This is a genomic window from Streptomyces sp. NPDC002130, from assembly GCF_040296465.1.
In the GTDB taxonomy this organism is placed as follows: domain Bacteria; phylum Actinomycetota; class Actinomycetes; order Streptomycetales; family Streptomycetaceae; genus Streptomyces.
This window is the reverse complement of sequence record NZ_JBEOXI010000193.1, coordinates 1-16005: the sequence shown is the minus strand read 5'-3', so window position 1 is coordinate 16005 and position 16005 is coordinate 1. Positions and strand designations below refer to the sequence as shown.

The window sequence follows — 16005 nt, the reverse complement described above, 5'->3', positions numbered from 1 at the left end:
GACGACCTCGCCCTTGCCGTTGGTGAGTTCCTTGACCTTCTTCTGGATGAGCGTGCCGTCGAGCCGTGACCTCGCGGCGGACCTGGGAGTGTCACGCGGGCTGGTCACGGAGGCGTACGAGCAGCTGACGGCCGAGGGGTATCTGCGCAGCGGCCGGGGCGCCGGAACGTGGGTGGGCGCGGCCGTACGGGCCGCGCGGCCGCGGGCGCACGATCTCGCTCCGCGCTCGCCCGGTGCCCGGGCGGACTTCGTGCCCGGGACGCCGGACCTCGCGCTGTTCCCGCGCGCGGCCTGGGCCGCCGCGCAGCGCGCCGTGCTCGCGGAACTGCCGCACCAGGAGCTGGGCTACCCCGATCCGCGGGGGCTGCCGAGGCTGCGTACCGCGCTGGCCGAACTGCTCGCCAGGCGACGGGGCGTGGTGGCCGACCCCGAACGGATCGTGGTCGTCTCGGGCGTGGCCCAGGCGACGGCCCTGCTCGGCCTCGCGCTGCACGCGCGCGGGATGCGCACCGTCGGCGTGGAGGATCCGGGCAGCCCCCAGCACGATGCGCTGTACGCCTCGGCCGGGGTGGCCGCCGTGCCACTGCCGCTGGACGACGAGGGCGTCTCCCCGGAGCCGCTGCGGGCGTCCGGCGTACGGGCCCTGGTGACGACCCCGGCCCACCAGTTCCCCACCGGCATCGCCTGTTCGGCCGGGCGGCGCGCCGAACTGCTGGACTGGGCGCGGTCGGTGGACGGCATCGTCCTGGAGGACGACTACGACGGCGACTTCCGTTACGACCGTGCCCCCGTCGGGGCGCTCCAGGGCCTCGACCCCGACCATGTGGCCTACACGGGCTCGGTCAGCAAGTCCCTCGCACCGGGCCTGCGACTGGGCTGGCTGCTGGTGCCCGAGTCCTGGACGGAGGAGATCGTCGAACGCAAGCGCACGATGGATCTCGGCCACCCGGCCCTCGACCAGGCCGTGTTCGCCCGCTTCCTGGAGCGCGGCGACTACGACCGCCAGCTGCGCCGCTGCCAGCGCGCCTACCGGGAGCGGCGCGACGCGCTGGTCGCGGCCCTGGACGCCCGCTTTCCCGGAGCGGAGGTGTCCGGGATCGCCGCGGGCCTGCACGTGATCGCCACTCTGCCGCAGCGGTACGGGCCCGAGGAGCGGTTCCTCTCGCGCATGGCGGAGGCGGGGGTGGCGGTGCGCCCGCTCTCGGCCTACGCCCACAGCCCGACCGGGCCCGAGGCGGCCGGGGAGGTCCGGCTGGTCCTGGGCTACGCCCATGTGCCGCCCGCGAGGATCTCCGAGGGCGTGCGGCTGATGGCTCGGGCCGCGACCGGGTGAGGCGACCGGTTCGCGCGTTCCCTCACCCTGCGGTCAGTTGTTCACTTGGGGTTCGTGTGTGCGCCGCGATGTGCCAGTAGGTGTGGCTCTGCACACTTGGCCGGATCCCGTCCCCGGAGGCGTATCCATGTCACACCGTCCGTTGCCCGGGCGCCGTAGCGTCCTGCGTGGCTCGCTCGCCGCATCGGCTGCCCTGTCCCTGCCCACCGCTCTCGGCGCGGCGCCCGCCTTCGCGCGCTCCGGTCGCCCGACGGCGGGATGGGGTGTGCAGGCGGGAGACGTGACCTGCGACTCCGGCCTGGTGTGGGTGCGCTCCGACCGGCCGGCCCGGATGATCGTCGAGACGTCGGCAACCGAGTCGTTCCGCAACCCCCGCCGATGGCACGGCCCGCTGCTGGGTCCGGGCACCGACTTCACCGGCACGACCCGGCTGCGCGGTCTGCCGTCCGGCGAGCAGATCCACTACCGCGTGCTGCTCGCCGACCCGGACGACCCGCGCCGCACCGGCGAGCCGGTCACCGGCACGTTCCGCACGGCGTCCGCCAAGCGCCGCGACGGCGTGCGGTTCGTCTGGTCCGGCGACCTGGCGGGGCAGGGCTGGGGCATCAACCCGGAGCTCGGCGGATACCGCATCTACGACGCGATGGGCGCCCTCGACCCGGACTTCTTCCTCTGCAGCGGCGACAACATCTACGCCGACGGCCCGATCACCGAGACCGTGGCCCTGCCAGACGGCCGGACCTGGCGCAACGTCACCACCGAGGAGAAGGCGAAGGTCGCCGAGACCCTGACGGAGTTCCGAGGCAACTTCCGCTACAACCTGCTGGACGAGAACCTGCGCGCCTTCAACGCCCGGGTCCCGTCCATCGTGCAGTGGGACGACCACGAGGTGGTCAACAACTGGTACCCGGGCGAGATCCTGACCGACGCCCGCTACACCGAGAAGCGCGTCGACGTGCTCGCCGCCCGCGCCCGCCAGGCCTTCTCCGAGTACTTCCCGATCTCCACGCTGCGCCGCCCCGACGGCCGGGTCTACCGTGTGCAGCACCATGGTCCGTTGCTGGACGTGTTCGTCCTGGACATGCGCACCTACCGCAACGCGAACTCGCGCGACGACCAGACCACCGACCCGCAGGGCATCCTCGGACGGGAGCAGCTGGAGTGGCTCAAGCGCGAGCTGGCCCGCTCGCGGGCGGTGTGGAAGGTGATCGCCTCCGACATGCCGATCGGACTGGTCGTCCCGGACGCGCCGAACATCGAGGCCGTCGCCCAGGGCGACCCCGGCGAGCCGCTCGGCCGCGAGCTGCAGATCGCCGAACTGCTGCGGTTCGTCAAGCACCGGCGGATCACGGGCACGGTGTGGCTGACGGCCGATGTGCACCACACCTCGGCGCAGCACTACCAGCCGTCGAAGGCCGCCTTCACGGACTTCGAGCCGTTCTGGGAGTTCGTCTCGGGTCCGCTCAACGCGGGCGCCTTCCCGGCGAACGCGCTGGACGGCACCTTCGGCCCGGACCGCGTGTTCGTGAAGGCGCCGGCGACCGCCAACGTGTCCCCCGCCGGTGGCTACCAGTTCTTCGGCGAGGTCGACATCGACGGCCCCAGCGGCGAACTGACGGTACGTCTGCGGGAGCAGGACGGCACCGTGCTGTTCACCCAGACCCTCCAGCCTGGCCTGGTCGGCCAGTAGGTACAGAACTCAACGTTTGAAGCGTCGATAAAGGGGGCACACTGCCCCCTTTACCCAGCGGTCACAATGCGTTCGCGATCACGCAACACCGTTCCGTCACAGTGGGTGCATGACGCGAGAAGTGACCCACATGACGCACGTCAAGGCCGACTGCCGCCCCGCCACCTCGTGGCAGCGGGTCGCGGCGGCGTTCCACGCCTGGCGAACACGACGCCAGGAACACGCGCCGCCCACGAGTGATACCGAGTCCCCGGCACCGGAGTCGGTGCCGGGGGCGAACACCCTGTGGCGGATGCGGACCACGGTTCAGGAGGAACCGGGGTCACTGGCGGCGCTGTGCGGCGCCCTGGCCGGGCAGCGCGTCGACATCCTGAGCCTGCAGACGCACCCGCTGGCCGAAGGCACGGTCGACGAGTTCCTGCTGCGTGGCCCGGACGGCCTGCCGGCCTCCGCGATCACCACGGCCGTCGCATCGGCCGGTGGCGCCGACACCTGGATCGAGCGGGCCGACGCCCATGACCTGGTGGACGCGCCGACCCGGGTCCTCGGGCTCGCCGCCCGCACTGCCCTGGACTCGGCGGAACTGCCGCTGGCCCTGCGTCAGTTGCTGGGGCGGTGCACGATCCGGTCCCTGCCCGCGCCGGCCGGCGGCCGGGCGCCGGAGAGCCTCGCCGTCGAGGGGGCCCTCGACGACACGGTGATGCGGCTGCGCGCCCCGGAAGGCGGAGTGGTCATCGTGGAACGGCCGTATCTACCGTTCACACCGACCGAGTTCGCCCGGGCGAGGGCTCTGGTGGAGCTGGACGCCCGGCTCGGACCGCGCCTGCCGCACGGACGGGACGTGTTCACGCTCGCCGAGGGCAGCGACATCACGGTGCGGCGGGCCGACACACGCGACCTCGAAGCGGCCCGGGCGATGCACGATCGGTGCTCGCCGCGCACGCTGAAGCTGCGCTATCACGGGCCCGTCGGTGACGCCGACCGGTATCTCAACCACCTGCTCAGTCCGCGCTACGGCCGCACGCTCGCCGTGCAGACGGCCTCCGGGCGGATCGTCGGGCTCGGTCACCTCCTGTGGGACGGGGACGAGACGGAGGTCGCGCTGCTCGTCGAGGACGCCTGGCAGCGGCGGGGGGTCGGGGCGGAGTTGCTGTCCCGGCTGGTGGCGATGGCAGTCGAGGCCGGTTGCTCGAGTGTGTATGCCGTGACGCAGGCGTCCAACACGGGGATGGTCGCCGCCATGCGGGGGCTGGGGCTTCCCCTCGACTACCAGGTCGAGGAGGGGACGCTGGTCATCACGGCGCGGCTGGGTGAGGCGGTCGTGAGGAGTGCGGAGGAGCTGGGGAGCGCCTCCGCGTCATAGGGGCGGGCGTCAGTGGGCGGCCGCGGGTTCGTTGTGGCTTGTCGCGCGGTTCCCCGCGCCCCTTTCGGGGCGCCCGAGCGCCTGGTCGAGATCCGACCACAGGTCGTCCACGTCCTCCAGGCCCACCGACATGCGCAGCAGCCGGTCGCTCACGCCGGCCCCCCTGCGGTCGTCCGCGTCCACGATGCGATGGCTGATGGAGGCCGGATGCTGGATGAGGGTGTCGACGCTGCCGAGGCTCACCGCCGGGGTGATCAGGCGTACCGCGCCGATCACCTCGTGCGGGTCGCCGTGCACCTCGAAGGCGACCATCGCGCCGCCGATGCGCGGGTAGTGCACCCGCGCGATCCGCGGGTCGACGGCGAGGCTGCGGGCAAGTTCGGCCGCCGTGGCGGAGGCCGCCCGGACCCGGACGGGAAGGGTGGACAGGCCGCGCAGCAGCAGGTAGCCGGCCAGCGGGTGCAGGACTCCGCCGGTGGCGAACCGCACCTGGCGCAGCCGGCCCGCGAACTCCTCGTCGCACGCGACCACGCCCGCCAGGACGTCGCCGTGGCCGCCGAGGTACTTGGTGGCGCTGTGCAGGACCAGCCGGGCACCGTGCACGGCGGGGCGCTGGAGGACCGGCGTGGCGAAGGTGTTGTCCACCAGCAGCGGCACCGAGCCGCAGGCGTGTGCGACGGCCCGCAGGTCGACCTCGGCGAGCGTCGGGTTGGCCGGGGACTCGACCAGGACCAGTCCGGTGTCCGGGCGCAGGGCGTCGGCGACGCCGGCCGGGTCGGTCCAGGTCACCTCCGTGCCCAGGAGCCCGGCGGTCAGCAGGTGGTCGCTGCAGCCGTAGAGGGGGCGTACGGCGACGACGTGCCGCAGGCCCATGGAGCCGCGGACGAGCAGGACGGCGCTGAGTGCGGCCATGCCGCTCGCGAAGGCGACCGCCGCCTCGGTGCCCTCGAGGCGGGCCAGGGCGGTCTCGAAGCGGGCGACGGTCGGGTTGCCGAGCCGCCCGTAGACGGGCGGGCCGTCCGGCTCGGCGCCGGTGGTGGCGAAGGCGTCGATGCGGGCCGCCTCGCCACGGCTGTCGTACGAGGGGTAGGTGGTGGACAGGTCGATCGGCGGGGCGTGCAGCCCCTGCCGGGCGAGGTCGTCCCGCCCGGCGTGCACGGCCTCGGTGGCGAGGGCTCGCCGTGCGGTGCGTACGTCGTCGTGGGCGCGCGTGCTCGTTGTGTCCATGTCCATGGTGGGCAAGGGTGAACATCGACCGGGCCGCCGGGTGCGTGTCCCGTGCTACGTTCGGCCGATGGCTGAATCTGTCGTACTGGATCCGGTGGATCTCCATCTGCTGCGGCTGTTGCAGAACGACGCCCGGGCGACGTACCGGGATCTCGCCGCGCAGGTCGGGGTGGCGCCGTCGACCTGTCTGGACCGGGTGACGCGGCTGCGCCGCTCGGGCGTGATCCTCGGGCACCGGCTGGAGCTGGATCCGGCCAAGCTCGGGCGAGGGCTGGAAGCCCTGTTGTCGGTGCAGGTCAGGCCGCATCGGCGGGAGCTGGTGGGGCCGTTCGTGGAACGGATCCGGGCCATGCCGGAGTCGCGGACGGTGTTCCACCTGACCGGTCCCGACGACTATCTGGTCCATGTCGCGGTCGCCGACATGGCCGACCTGCAGCGGCTGGTGCTGGACGAGTTCACGTCGCGGCGGGAGGTGGCGCGGGTGGAGACCCGGCTGATCTTCCAGCAGTGGGAGTGTGGGCCGCTGCTGCCGCCTTCGCCCTCGGCTCAATCCGCGTGACGTGCGCGGTCCGTCGTACGAGGATGGCCGCATGTCTGAGATCAAGAGCCAGCTGCCCCGAGAAGTCGCCGACGCCTACGTCGACGAGCTCGTCGCCCTCGACCCGATCACCGGTACGTTCCTCGGCGACAAGGAGAGTTCGAGCAGGCTGCCCGACACCTCGCCCGCGGGCCAGGAGGCGCTCGCGGAGCTGGCACGCCGGACGCTGGCCCGGCTGGACGAGGCCGAGCGGCTGCCCGGCGCGGACAGTGACATCGAGCGCCGGTGCGCGCGGCTGCTGCGCGAGCGGCTGGGCGCCGAACTCGCGGTGCACGAGGCCGACGAGAGCCTGCGTTCCGTCAGCAACCTGAGCTCGATCGCCCATGCGGTGCGGCAGGTGTTCACCGTGACGCCGGCGCAGTCGGAGGAGGACTGGACGGCGATCGCCGAGCGGCTGCGCGGCGTCCCGGCCGCGCTGGAGGGCTACCGGGAGTCCCTGGCGCTCGGCCTGGAGCGGAAGCTGTACGCCGGCCCCCGCGCCACCGCCACCTTCGTGACCCAGCTCGGCGAATGGGCCGACGCGGACGGCGAGGGACACGGCTGGTTCGAGCAGTACGCGGCCGCCGGACCCGAGTCCCTGCGGTCCGAGCTGGACGCCGCCGCCCGCTCGGCCACCGAAGCGGTCGTCCGGCTGCGCGACTGGATGCGGGACGTGTACGCCCCGGCGATCGAGGGCGCGCCGGACGTGGTGGGCCGGGAGCGGTACGCGCGCTGGGTGCGCTACTTCAACGGCACGGATCTCGACCTGGACGAGGCGTACGCCTACGGCTGGTCCGAATACCACCGCCTCCTCGGCGAGATGAAGACCGAGGCCGAGAAGATCCTCCCGGGCGCCGGCACGCCGTGGGAGGCACTGGCCCACCTCGACGCGCAGGGCACGCACATCGAGGGCGTCGACGAGGTCCGCGACTGGCTGCAGAGCCTCATGGACGAGGCGATGGACGCGCTCGACGGCACCCACTTCGACCTGGCCGAGCGGGTGCGCCGGGTGGAGTCACGCATCGCCCCTCCGGGCAGCGCCGCGGCCCCCTACTACACGCCGCCGTCGGACGACTTCTCCCGTCCGGGCTGCACCTGGCTGCCCACCATGGGCGAGACGCGCTTCCCGGTCTACGACCTGGTGTCGACCTGGTACCACGAGGGCGTCCCCGGCCACCACCTCCAGCTGGCCCAGTGGAAGCACGTGGCGGAGAACCTCTCCCGCTACCAGGCGAGCGTCGGCATGGTGAGCGCCAACGCCGAGGGCTGGGCGCTGTACGCGGAGCGGCTGATGGACGAACTGGGCTTCCTGACCGACCCGGAGCGCCGGCTCGGCTACCTGGACGCGCAGATGATGCGGGCCGTGCGCGTCATCATCGACATCGGCATGCACCTGGAACTGACGATCCCGGACGACTCGCCCTTCCACCCCGGCGAGCGCTGGACGGCAGAGCTGGCACAGGAGTTCTTCGGCTCGCACAGCAGCCGGCCGGCCGACTTCGTGGAGAGCGAGCTGACCCGCTACCTGTCCATGCCGGGCCAGGCCATCGGCTACAAGCTCGGCGAGCGGGCCTGGCTGCTGGGCCGCGAGAACGCCCGCAAGCGGCACGGCGACGCCTTCGACCCGAAGGCCTGGCACATGGCGGCGCTGTCGCAGGGGTCGCTGGGTCTGGACGATCTGGTGGACGAACTGTCGCAGTTGTAGGCGCGCCTGCGGGGTGTCGCTATCGCGGCGCCAGGAGGCGCAGTTCGATCAGGTCCAGCCAGGTCTCCGGGCCCGGCTGGACCCTCGCCGTGCGGACCGCGTATCTGCCGGGTTCCAGGGCCACCCGGACCTGGTCGGTGTCCGCGAGGCCCGTCCCGGGCCACGCCGCGTCGAACAGGAGCACCGTCCCCGGCACCTCCCAGCGCACCTCCGCCTCCCACTCCGCGCAGCCGACCGCCGACGGCACGCTCGCCAGCAGTTCGTCCTCGGAGTCGCCTGCGCACCAGCGGACGAACATGCCGTGGTCGGGCAGATAGGCGGTCGCGGCGGGCTCGTCACCCAGGACCAGCGCGGTGCAGTCGCCGACCGGGAGGAGTCCGATCTGGCCGTCCACCTCGCAGGCCCGGTCGTAGTCCGAGGCCGTCTCCTCGCCGTCGGCGCCCGCCCAGAACGGCAGGACGGTCTCCGGTACCGCTATCAGCGGCCCCCCGCCCGACTCCACCCACTCCACAGCGCCCGGCTCCGCGTATCGCACCATGGCGCAAGAACCTACAGGGCTGACTCGCGGCAAAGGATCAGGGGTTCAGCAGCCGCAGTCGTCCGCGCGCACGGGGGCCGTCAGCGGGTCCGGGGCCCGCCGCTCGCGCCCCTGCCAGGTCTCGAACTCCAGTCCCTCGCGCACCCAGTACTCGAAGCCGCCGAGCATCTCCTTGACCTGGTAGCCGAGTTCGGCGAGGGCCAGGGCGGCGCGGGCGGCACCGTTGCAGCCGGGCCCCCAGCAGTACGTCACGACCGGCACCGTCCGGTCGAGGAACTGCCCGGCCCGCTCGGGGACGAGCGCGGTCGGCAAGTGGAGCGCGCCGGGGATGTGGCCCTGGTCCCAGGCCGCGGTGGAGCGTGTGTCGACGAGGACGAAGCCGGGGTCGCCGCCGGAGCCCAGCGCGGCGGCGACGTCGGACACGTCGGTGTGGAAGGCGAGACCGGCGCGGAAGTGGGCGGCGGCCTCGGCCGGAGCGGCGGGGGCGACGCGCAGGACGGGGTTCACGGTGGTCGTCATGCGGAAAAACTACGGCCGCCCGGCCCACCACTGAAGTGACGATCCCCGGCACTCCGCTTGATCCGCCGGGGATTCCCCTGCTATGCCTCCGCAATGACCGAGTATTCCCCGGACGCCACCGACTGGCGCATCCTGGACGTCCTCCAGCGGGAGGGCCGGGCCAGTTTCGCCGAGCTGGCCCGTGCCGTGTCCATGTCGGCGAGCGCGGTGACCGAGCGGGTGCGCCGCCTGGAGGAGGCCGGGGTCATCCAGGGCTACGCGGCGGTGGTCGACCCCGAGCGGCTGGGCCTGCCGATCCTGGCGTTCGTGCGTCTGAGGTACCCGAACGGCAACTACAAGCCCTTCCACGACCTGGTCGCCGTCACGCCCGAGATCCTGGAGGCGCACCACGTCACGGGCGACGACTGTTTCGTCATCAAGGTGACGGCCCGCTCGATGCGCCACTTGGAGGAGGTGTCGGGGAGGATCGGGGCGCTGGGCTCGGTGACCACGAGCGTGGTGTACTCCTCGCCCCTCCCCCGGCGCCCCCTGGGTCGCTGACCTCAGCCGGCGCCGCGCTGCCGCAGCGTCGACCCGGACCGGCCCTTCACCACCTCGAGCTGGGCGTGGATCCGCCGCCGCAGGTCGGCGACATGGCTGACGATGCCGACGCTGCGGTCGCGTTCGCGCAGGGAGTCGAGCACGTCGAGGACCTCGTCCAGGGTCTGGTCGTCGAGGCTGCCGAAGCCCTCGTCGATGAACAGCGTGTCCAGCCGCACCCCGCCCGCCTCGTCCGTGACGACGTCCGCGAGGCCGAGGGCCAGGGCGAGCGAGGCGAAGAACGTCTCGCCGCCCGAGAGCGTCGCCGTGTCGCGTTCGCGGCCGGTCCAGGCGTCGACCACGTGCAGTCCGAGTCCGCTGCGGCCGCGCCCGGTGCGGTCGTCGGAGTGGACGAGGGTGTAGCGGCCGGACGACATGCGGCGCAGCCGTACGGTCGCGGCGGCGGCGACCTGCTCCAGCCGGGCCGCCAGGACGTACGACTCCAGACGCATCCGGCGTTCGTTGTCCGCCGAGGTGCCAGCGGCGAGGCCGGCCATCCGGGCGACCCGGTCGTACTCCGCACGCAGTGGCGCCAGCCGGCGTACGGAGGCGGTCGCCCGGGCGGAGAGCCGGTCGAGGTCGGCGCAGCGCCGTTCGGCGGCGTCATGGGCGGAAGCGGCGTCGCGCAGCCGCCGGACCGCTTCGTCGGCTGCCTGCTGCGCCGCGTCCGGGTCGGTCCGCGGCTCGCGGGCCGCCGCGGCCGTGTCGGCCTCGGCGAGGACGGCCCGCACGGCGGCCTCCTCGTGCTGCCAGGCGTCCAGGCGGCGTTGCAGCTCGCGGTGGGCGGCGTTGTCGAGGAGGGCGTCGGCCGCGGCCTGCGGGGTCTCGAAGCCGGCCCGGAAGGCGGCGTCGGCGAGCCGGGCGTCCGCGTCCTTCAGCCGCTGGGCGGTGTCCTCGGCCACGCGGGCGGCGTCGGCGGCGTCCGTGAGGAGCGCGGCCCGCCGCTCCAGCTTCGCGGCCCGCGCGGCGACGCTGTCCAGGGCGCCGCGTGCCCGGTCCAGCTCCTCCTCCAGCGCGGCCCGTTCGCGATCCAGCCGCTCCCGGTGACCGACCCGGGAGGCGGTCCGCACGGCGGTCTCCTGCCGGGCGGCGAGGCGTCGTTCGTGCTCCTGCCCGGCCTGCCGCAGCCGCTCCTGCGCGGCGTGCAGCTCGGCGGCGGCACTGCGGGCCTGCGTGTACCGCTCCTCCAACTCGGCTGCTTCCTGGGCAAGTTGTCCGGTGGGGCTGTCACCGGCCTCCGCGGTGGCCGCGGCGAGGGCCTCCCGTACGACGGCGAGGCGCCGTTCGTCATCGGCGCGCTGCTCGTCGGCGTGCTGGTAGGCGGTGAGGGCGTGCTCCTCCGCCTCGCGGTCCACGTGCCCGGCGATCTTTCGGGCTGGGGCGGGGTGTTCGGTGGCGCCGCAGACGGCGCAGGGTTCGCCGTCGGTGAGGTTCGCGGCCAGTTCGGCGGCGATGCCGTTCAGGCGCTGCTCCTTGAGGTCGAGCCAGTGCTGCTTGGCCCGCAGCGTCTCGTCCTGCGCCGCGCGGACCCGGTCGACCGCCCGGTCCGTGTCCTGGGCGAGCTGGTCGCGCATGCGGGCCGCCCGCAGGCGCTGCTGCGCGGGCTCACGCCGTACGGCGAGCTGCTCGGCGAGGGCGGCGGCCTGCTGCGCGGAGTCGACGCGGGTCTGGAGTGCGGTGCGCCGCTCCTCCCAGCCGTCGAGCCAGGCCTCCGCCTCCTGCAGCAGATCGGCGTCGGCGCGTTCCTGGCGGTCCAGGCCGGCGCGCTCGTCGAGGAGTTCGGCCAGTCGTCGCTCGGCACGGCGGGCCGAGTCGAGCCCGCCCAGTTCCTCGGCGGCCCGGCGTGCGGCGGCGGCGAGCCCGGCCGCGCCCGCGTCGGCGAAGGTCTCCGGCAGCAGGGCACGCGCGCGTGCCTCGGCGGCGGCTGCCCGGCGGTGTTCGGCTTCGGAGGCTTCCCGCAGGTCCAGGGCGGGCGCGACGGCTTCGGCCTTGCGGGCCCGTTCCATGAGGGCCCGGGCCTCCCGGTAGGCCTCGGCTCCCTGCTCCAGGCGCGCCGCTCGTTCGCGTGCCTCGTCGAACCGCCGCTGCAGCCGGGCCAGTTCGCGTACCTCGTCCAGGGCGCGGCCGGCGGCGGCCTGCGCGGACTCGGCCGCGGTGAGCGTGCACGAGGCGACACTGAGCTGCTCGCGGGCGGTGCTGCGGGCGACCGCGGCGGCGCTCAGCACGGCCTCGGCGAGGCCCGGTTCGCCCGGGGCGAGTTCGGGCAGCTGCATGGCGTCGTCCGCGGCCTGCTGCATGCGGTGGGCGTCGGCCAGCAGTTCCGCGTCACCGTCCCGCACCTGGGCCTCGGTGGTGCGGCGCCGCTCGGCGAGGCGCTTCTCGACGTCGGCGAAGCGGCGGGTGTCGAACAGGCGGCCCAGCAGCTTGCCGCGGGCCTCGGCGTCGGCGCGCAGGAACCGGGCGAAGTCGCCCTGGGGCAGCAGCACGACCTGGCAGAACTGTTCCCGGCTCATGCCGAGCAGCTGGGTGATCTCCTCGCCGATCTCCTGGTGCGAGCGGCTGAGGTCCTTCCAGGCGCCGGCCGTCGCGTCGTACTCGCGCAGCCAGGTCTGGGCCTTGTCCAGGGTCGTGCCGGTGCCGCGTTTCTTGGGGCGCTCCCAGGGCGGCTGGCGGGTGACCTCCAGGCGGCGCCCGGCGACGGTGAGGTCGAGGGTGACCTCGGTGCGGGTCGCGGGCGCCGCGTGGTCGCTGCGCAGGGCCGTGCCCTGGCCGCCGCCCTGCCGGGCACCCGGCACCGAGCCGTAGAGGGCGTAGCAGACGGCGTCGAGGACGGATGTCTTGCCCGCGCCGGTGGGTCCGTGCAGCAGGAACAGCCCTGCCGCCGACAGCTCGTCGAAGTCGACGGTCTGTGTGCCCCCGAAGGGGCCGAAGGCGGTGACCGCGAGCCGGTGGAGCCTCACCGGGCCACCTCCCGTACGGTCTCGTCCGCCCGTACCGCGTCGAACGCGTCCCGCAGCACACCCTGTTCGTGCGGGTCGGGTCCGGCGCCGCGCACATGGGCGACGAAGTCCTCGGCGATCTGCTGGTCGCTGCGCCCGGCCAGACGCCGGGCGTACGACACCTCGGACTCGTCCTCGTCGCGGTCGGGGTCGAAGACGAGGCTGAGCGTGTGCGGGAAGCGTGCGGTGAGCCGGGCCATCGGGTCGGCGGGGCGGACGGGGTCGGTGAGGGTCGCCTCGACCCAGGCTTCCTCGTGGCGTGTCAGGTCCGCGTCGGCGAGCAGGTCCTCCAGCGTGCCCCGGATCCGGGCGAGGGCGCGGGGCACCGGGCAGTCGACGCGCTCGGCGTCGACGGAGCCGTCCGCGGCCAGGTCGACCAGCCACATGCTCTTGCGGTGGGCGGCCTCGGAGAAGGAGTAGGGCAGCGGTGAACCGGAGTAGCGGACGCGGTCGGTGAGGGTCTGGCAGCCGTGCAGATGCCCGAGCGCCACGTAGTCGACGCCGTCGAACACCCCGGCCGGGACCGCGGCGACGCCGCCGACGGTGATGTCCCGCTCGCTGTCGCTGGGTTCGCCACCGGTGACGAAGGCGTGCGCGAGGACGACGGAGCGGGTGCCGGGCGGGCGCGCGGCGAGGTCGGCGCGGACCCGGTCCATCGCGGCGGCGAGAACGGCCTCGTGCCCGGCCCTGTCCACCCCGAACTCGTCCTTGACCAGGGCCGGTTCAAGGTAGGGCAGCCCGTAGAAGGCGACGTCGCCGTGGGCGTCGCGAAGCATGACCGGAGTGCCGGCCGCCGCGGGTTCTGTCCGGAGATGGATGCCGGCCCGCCCGATGAGCCCCGCCCCGACGCCCAGCCGGCGGGCCGAGTCGTGGTTGCCGGAGATCATCACCGTCGGCACGCCGAGGTCGGCGAGGCGGTGCAGGGCGTCGTCGAACAGCTCGACCGCGGCGAGCGGCGGCACCGCCCGGTCGTAGACGTCCCCGGACACGACCACCGCGTCCACGGCACGCTCCCGCACCGTCGTGACGAGGTGGCCGATGAACTCGGCTTGGGCGTCGAGCATGTTCACCCGGTGGAAGGCCCGGCCGAGATGCCAGTCGGAGGTGTGCAGCAGCCTCAAGACGCCGCTCCGACCTGCATGTCTCCCCCTGCTGTTCGTTCGTCGGCGACGCGAGCCCGTTCAGCTCGCTGTCAGCCCACCACGCTAACGCCTGTGCGCACGTGGTCCACCACGAACCCCGGAGCGCACACCTGTGCGGCGGCAATTCGGCGAAAATGTCCGCAACTGTGGTGTGAAGCAGGTCATTCCGGGCGGTGCTGTGCCCCTGGCCATCGGGATGCCTCAGGCGTCCCCGTACGCCTCCCCACCCGTTTCGAAACCGGCCGTCCCGGCGGTCGCGTCGGCGAGCCAGGACCGGAAAGCGTCCACGTCGGCGTCCGGGAGGGCGATCTCGATCGTGACCGCCTCCCCGTAGTGCACGTCCCGGACATCGCGCCCCGTGGTGCGCAGGTCGTTCTCGAGCTTGCCGGCCCGCTGGTGGTCGACGGTGACCGTGGCCAGCCGGAACCTGCGGCGGGTGCGGGTGCCGAGGGCGTCCAGGGCCTCGCCGACCGCTCCGCCGTACGCCCGGATGAGCCCGCCCGCTCCGAGTTTGACCCCGCCGAAGTAGCGGGTGACGACGGCGACGACGTACCGCATGTCGCGGCGCAGCAGCATCTGGAGCATGGGGACGCCCGCGGTGCCGCCGGGTTCGCCGTCGTCGCTCGCCTTCTGGACGGAGGCGTCGGCGCCGATGACGTAGGCCCAGCAGTTGTGGGAGGCGTCCGCGTGCTCCTTGCGGACCGAGGCGATGAAGTCCTGAGCCTCCTGCTCGGTGGCCGCCGGGGCGAGGGCGCACAGGAAGCGGGAGCGGCCGACCTCGGTCTCGTGCACACCGGCACCGGCCACCGTGCGGTATTCGTCCTGCATCCGGCCAGCCTAATCCCGTGGTCGGGAGCGTCCCGACGGGGCGGCTGCCTCTCGGGGGCCCGGGCAAGCGGGTCCGCGCCACCTCAGGTCGGCCGGACCCGCCGAGACCTCCGCTACGAGTGGGCCACGACCTCGCCGGCCGTGACCTGGGGCGGATTTGGCAGCAGCTCGGCGAGCCGGTCCCGAACGAAGCCGCCCGCCCTCTCGGTCGACTCCTCGGCGCCGGCCCGGTCCTCGAAGATCCCGGTCGACACCATCACCCCGCCGCCGGCATCGACGAAGTAGTAGGCCACGAGCCCCTGGACCTGGCGGACGAGCGGCAGGAACTCCTCGTTCACCCGGCGACCCGCCTCAGCCGGGTCGGTCACGCCTTCGTACCGCCGGATCACTGCGTGCATGACTGGTCTCCTCATAGGTCGGCAAGGACGTTCGACTCAGACGCCATACCCGCCGCGGAACGTGTGCGCAGCGCCGGCCCGGCGCACATCACCGGAAAGGCCCCATGCCCTTGCGGGGGCCCGGGTCAGTGCTTCGCGCCCCGGGGCACGGTCACGGACGTGAGGAGCGCGGCGCCGGGGGCCAGCGCCTGCCAGGTCGTGCCGTGCCAGGACAGGACGGCGATCGCAGAGGTGGGGAATTTCGTGCGGACCTGCTCCAGGGTGTCGTCGAGGCCGTCGCCGGCGAGGGCCAGGACCAATTCCTCCAGCCCCGGGTTGTGCCCGATCAGCAGCAGCGTCTCCACCTCCGCGGGCACCTCGTGCACCACGGCCAGCAGGCCGGACGGGCCGGCGGCGTACAGGCGCCGGTCGTGCCGGACCGGCGGGGGCGTGCCCCACTCGGCCGCGGCCAGGTCCCAGGTCCGGCGGGCGCGGACGGCGGTGGAGCACAACGCGAGGTCCGGCAGGAGGTCGGCGTCGGCCAGGGCCCGTCCCGCCGCGGGGGCGTCCCGGCGGCCGCGCGGGGCGAGGGGGCGTTCGTGGTCGGCGACGTCCAGGGGCCAGGCCGACTTGGCGTGCCGCAGCACGATCAGGCGGCGCAGTGGCCCGGCGCCGCTGCGGGCGATCATGAAGGCGATCCCAGGTCGCCGGTGAGGTCGAGGCCGAGGAGCCGGTCGGCGTAGGCGTATGTCTCGAAGCGGGCGCCGTCCGCCAGCTCCGGCTCGGTCTCGACCTGGCGCAGGACCTCCAGCACCCGCGGCACGTCCAGATCGTCGTCCCAGGCTTCGCGCAGCCGCTCCCGTACGCCGTCGGGGACGGGCCGCGAGGGCTGTCGCGCCCAGCGGGCGACCGCGGCGCGCCAGCGGGCGAGGGTGGCGCCGGCGTCGTCGAGTCCGGCGGGCTCCAGCCTGATCGGGGCGCTGTGGTGCCGGGCGATCAGGGCGAGGCGCAGGGCGGCGGGGTCGCTGTGGTCCGGCGGGCCCGGCTCGGCCGGTGCGACGGCGATCCGCACCCCGTCGGGCACCGCCTCGCCCTCGGCGGCGACATGGACGACCTGGGACTCGCCCA

14 protein-coding genes and 1 pseudogene are annotated in these 16005 nt (G+C 73.7%); 6 read left to right on the top strand and 9 right to left on the bottom strand.

Features of this window, described 5'->3' with window-relative positions; genetic code table 11:
- From pdxR to ABT116_RS29710, 3 genes are all read left to right on the top strand, one after another.
- Positions 1–1333 (top strand): MocR-like pyridoxine biosynthesis transcription factor PdxR (pdxR, locus tag ABT116_RS29720; RefSeq protein ID WP_351640225.1); only part of this gene is annotated, 1333 nt, incomplete at its 5' end.
- A 127-nt stretch (positions 1334–1460) separates the two neighbouring features.
- Positions 1461–3023 carry an alkaline phosphatase D family protein gene (locus tag ABT116_RS29715; protein WP_351640223.1) on the top strand — a complete coding sequence of 521 codons (1563 nt, stop codon included), beginning with the start codon at positions 1461–1463 and terminating at the stop codon, positions 3021–3023.
- A gap of 130 nt (positions 3024–3153) precedes the next feature.
- Entirely contained in the window at positions 3154–4386 is a 1233-nt protein-coding gene (locus ABT116_RS29710) for a GNAT family N-acetyltransferase (RefSeq protein WP_351640230.1), read from the top strand.
- A gap of 9 nt (positions 4387–4395) precedes the next feature.
- Here the strand turns inward: ABT116_RS29710 and ABT116_RS29705 are convergent, their stop codons facing one another.
- Complete coding sequence (locus tag ABT116_RS29705; protein WP_351640228.1) at positions 4396–5613, bottom strand: trans-sulfuration enzyme family protein; 1218 nt, start codon at positions 5611–5613, stop codon at positions 4396–4398.
- Positions 5614–5680: 67 nt separating this feature from the next.
- On the opposite strand from ABT116_RS29705, the gene ABT116_RS29700 reads away from it, so the two are divergent.
- Together ABT116_RS29700 and ABT116_RS29695 are read left to right on the top strand one after the other, a co-directional pair.
- The gene (locus tag ABT116_RS29700; protein ID WP_351640222.1) at positions 5681–6172 is read left to right on the top strand and encodes an Lrp/AsnC family transcriptional regulator; all 492 of its coding nucleotides are present in this window, start codon (positions 5681–5683) and stop codon (positions 6170–6172) included.
- Positions 6173–6203: 31 nt separating this feature from the next.
- Complete coding sequence (locus ABT116_RS29695) at positions 6204–7895, top strand: DUF885 domain-containing protein (protein ID WP_351640220.1); 1692 nt, start codon at positions 6204–6206, stop codon at positions 7893–7895.
- 19 nt (positions 7896–7914) lie between these two features.
- Here ABT116_RS29695 and ABT116_RS29690 read toward each other — a convergent pair whose 3' ends face one another.
- Positions 7915–8433, bottom strand: coding sequence for an immunity 21 family protein (locus ABT116_RS29690; RefSeq protein ID WP_351640218.1), 519 nt, complete (start codon positions 8431–8433; stop codon positions 7915–7917).
- A 45-nt stretch (positions 8434–8478) separates the two neighbouring features.
- Positions 8479–8952 carry a rhodanese-like domain-containing protein gene (locus tag ABT116_RS29685; RefSeq protein WP_351640216.1) on the bottom strand — a complete coding sequence of 158 codons (474 nt, stop codon included), beginning with the start codon at positions 8950–8952 and terminating at the stop codon, positions 8479–8481.
- A 93-nt stretch (positions 8953–9045) separates the two neighbouring features.
- On the opposite strand from ABT116_RS29685, the gene ABT116_RS29680 reads away from it, so the two are divergent.
- A complete protein-coding gene (locus tag ABT116_RS29680) occupies positions 9046–9492 on the top strand; it encodes an Lrp/AsnC family transcriptional regulator (protein WP_351640214.1) in 447 nt (148 codons plus the stop codon).
- A gap of 2 nt (positions 9493–9494) precedes the next feature.
- Here the strand turns inward: ABT116_RS29680 and ABT116_RS29675 are convergent, their stop codons facing one another.
- The 6 genes and pseudogenes from ABT116_RS29675 to ABT116_RS29650 form a co-directional block, all read right to left on the bottom strand.
- Positions 9495–12491 carry an AAA family ATPase gene (locus ABT116_RS29675; RefSeq protein WP_351640211.1) on the bottom strand — a complete coding sequence of 999 codons (2997 nt, stop codon included), beginning with the start codon at positions 12489–12491 and terminating at the stop codon, positions 9495–9497.
- Entirely contained in the window at positions 12488–13651 is a 1164-nt protein-coding gene (locus tag ABT116_RS29670) for an exonuclease SbcCD subunit D (protein ID WP_351640207.1), read from the bottom strand. Before ABT116_RS29670 ends, ABT116_RS29675 begins: the two co-directional genes overlap by 4 nt.
- 222 nt (positions 13652–13873) lie before the next feature.
- Positions 13874–14500, bottom strand: coding sequence for a YigZ family protein (locus ABT116_RS29665; RefSeq protein WP_351640205.1), 627 nt, complete (start codon positions 14498–14500; stop codon positions 13874–13876).
- A gap of 113 nt (positions 14501–14613) precedes the next feature.
- A complete protein-coding gene (locus ABT116_RS29660) occupies positions 14614–14898 on the bottom strand; it encodes a hypothetical protein (RefSeq protein WP_351640204.1) in 285 nt (94 codons plus the stop codon).
- A 125-nt stretch (positions 14899–15023) separates the two neighbouring features.
- Entirely contained in the window at positions 15024–15566 is a 543-nt protein-coding gene (locus ABT116_RS29655; RefSeq protein WP_351640202.1) for a SixA phosphatase family protein, read from the bottom strand.
- Positions 15563–16005: pseudogene (locus ABT116_RS29650) on the bottom strand (hypothetical protein); the annotation flags it as partial. The gene ABT116_RS29655 and the pseudogene ABT116_RS29650, both read right to left, overlap by 4 nt.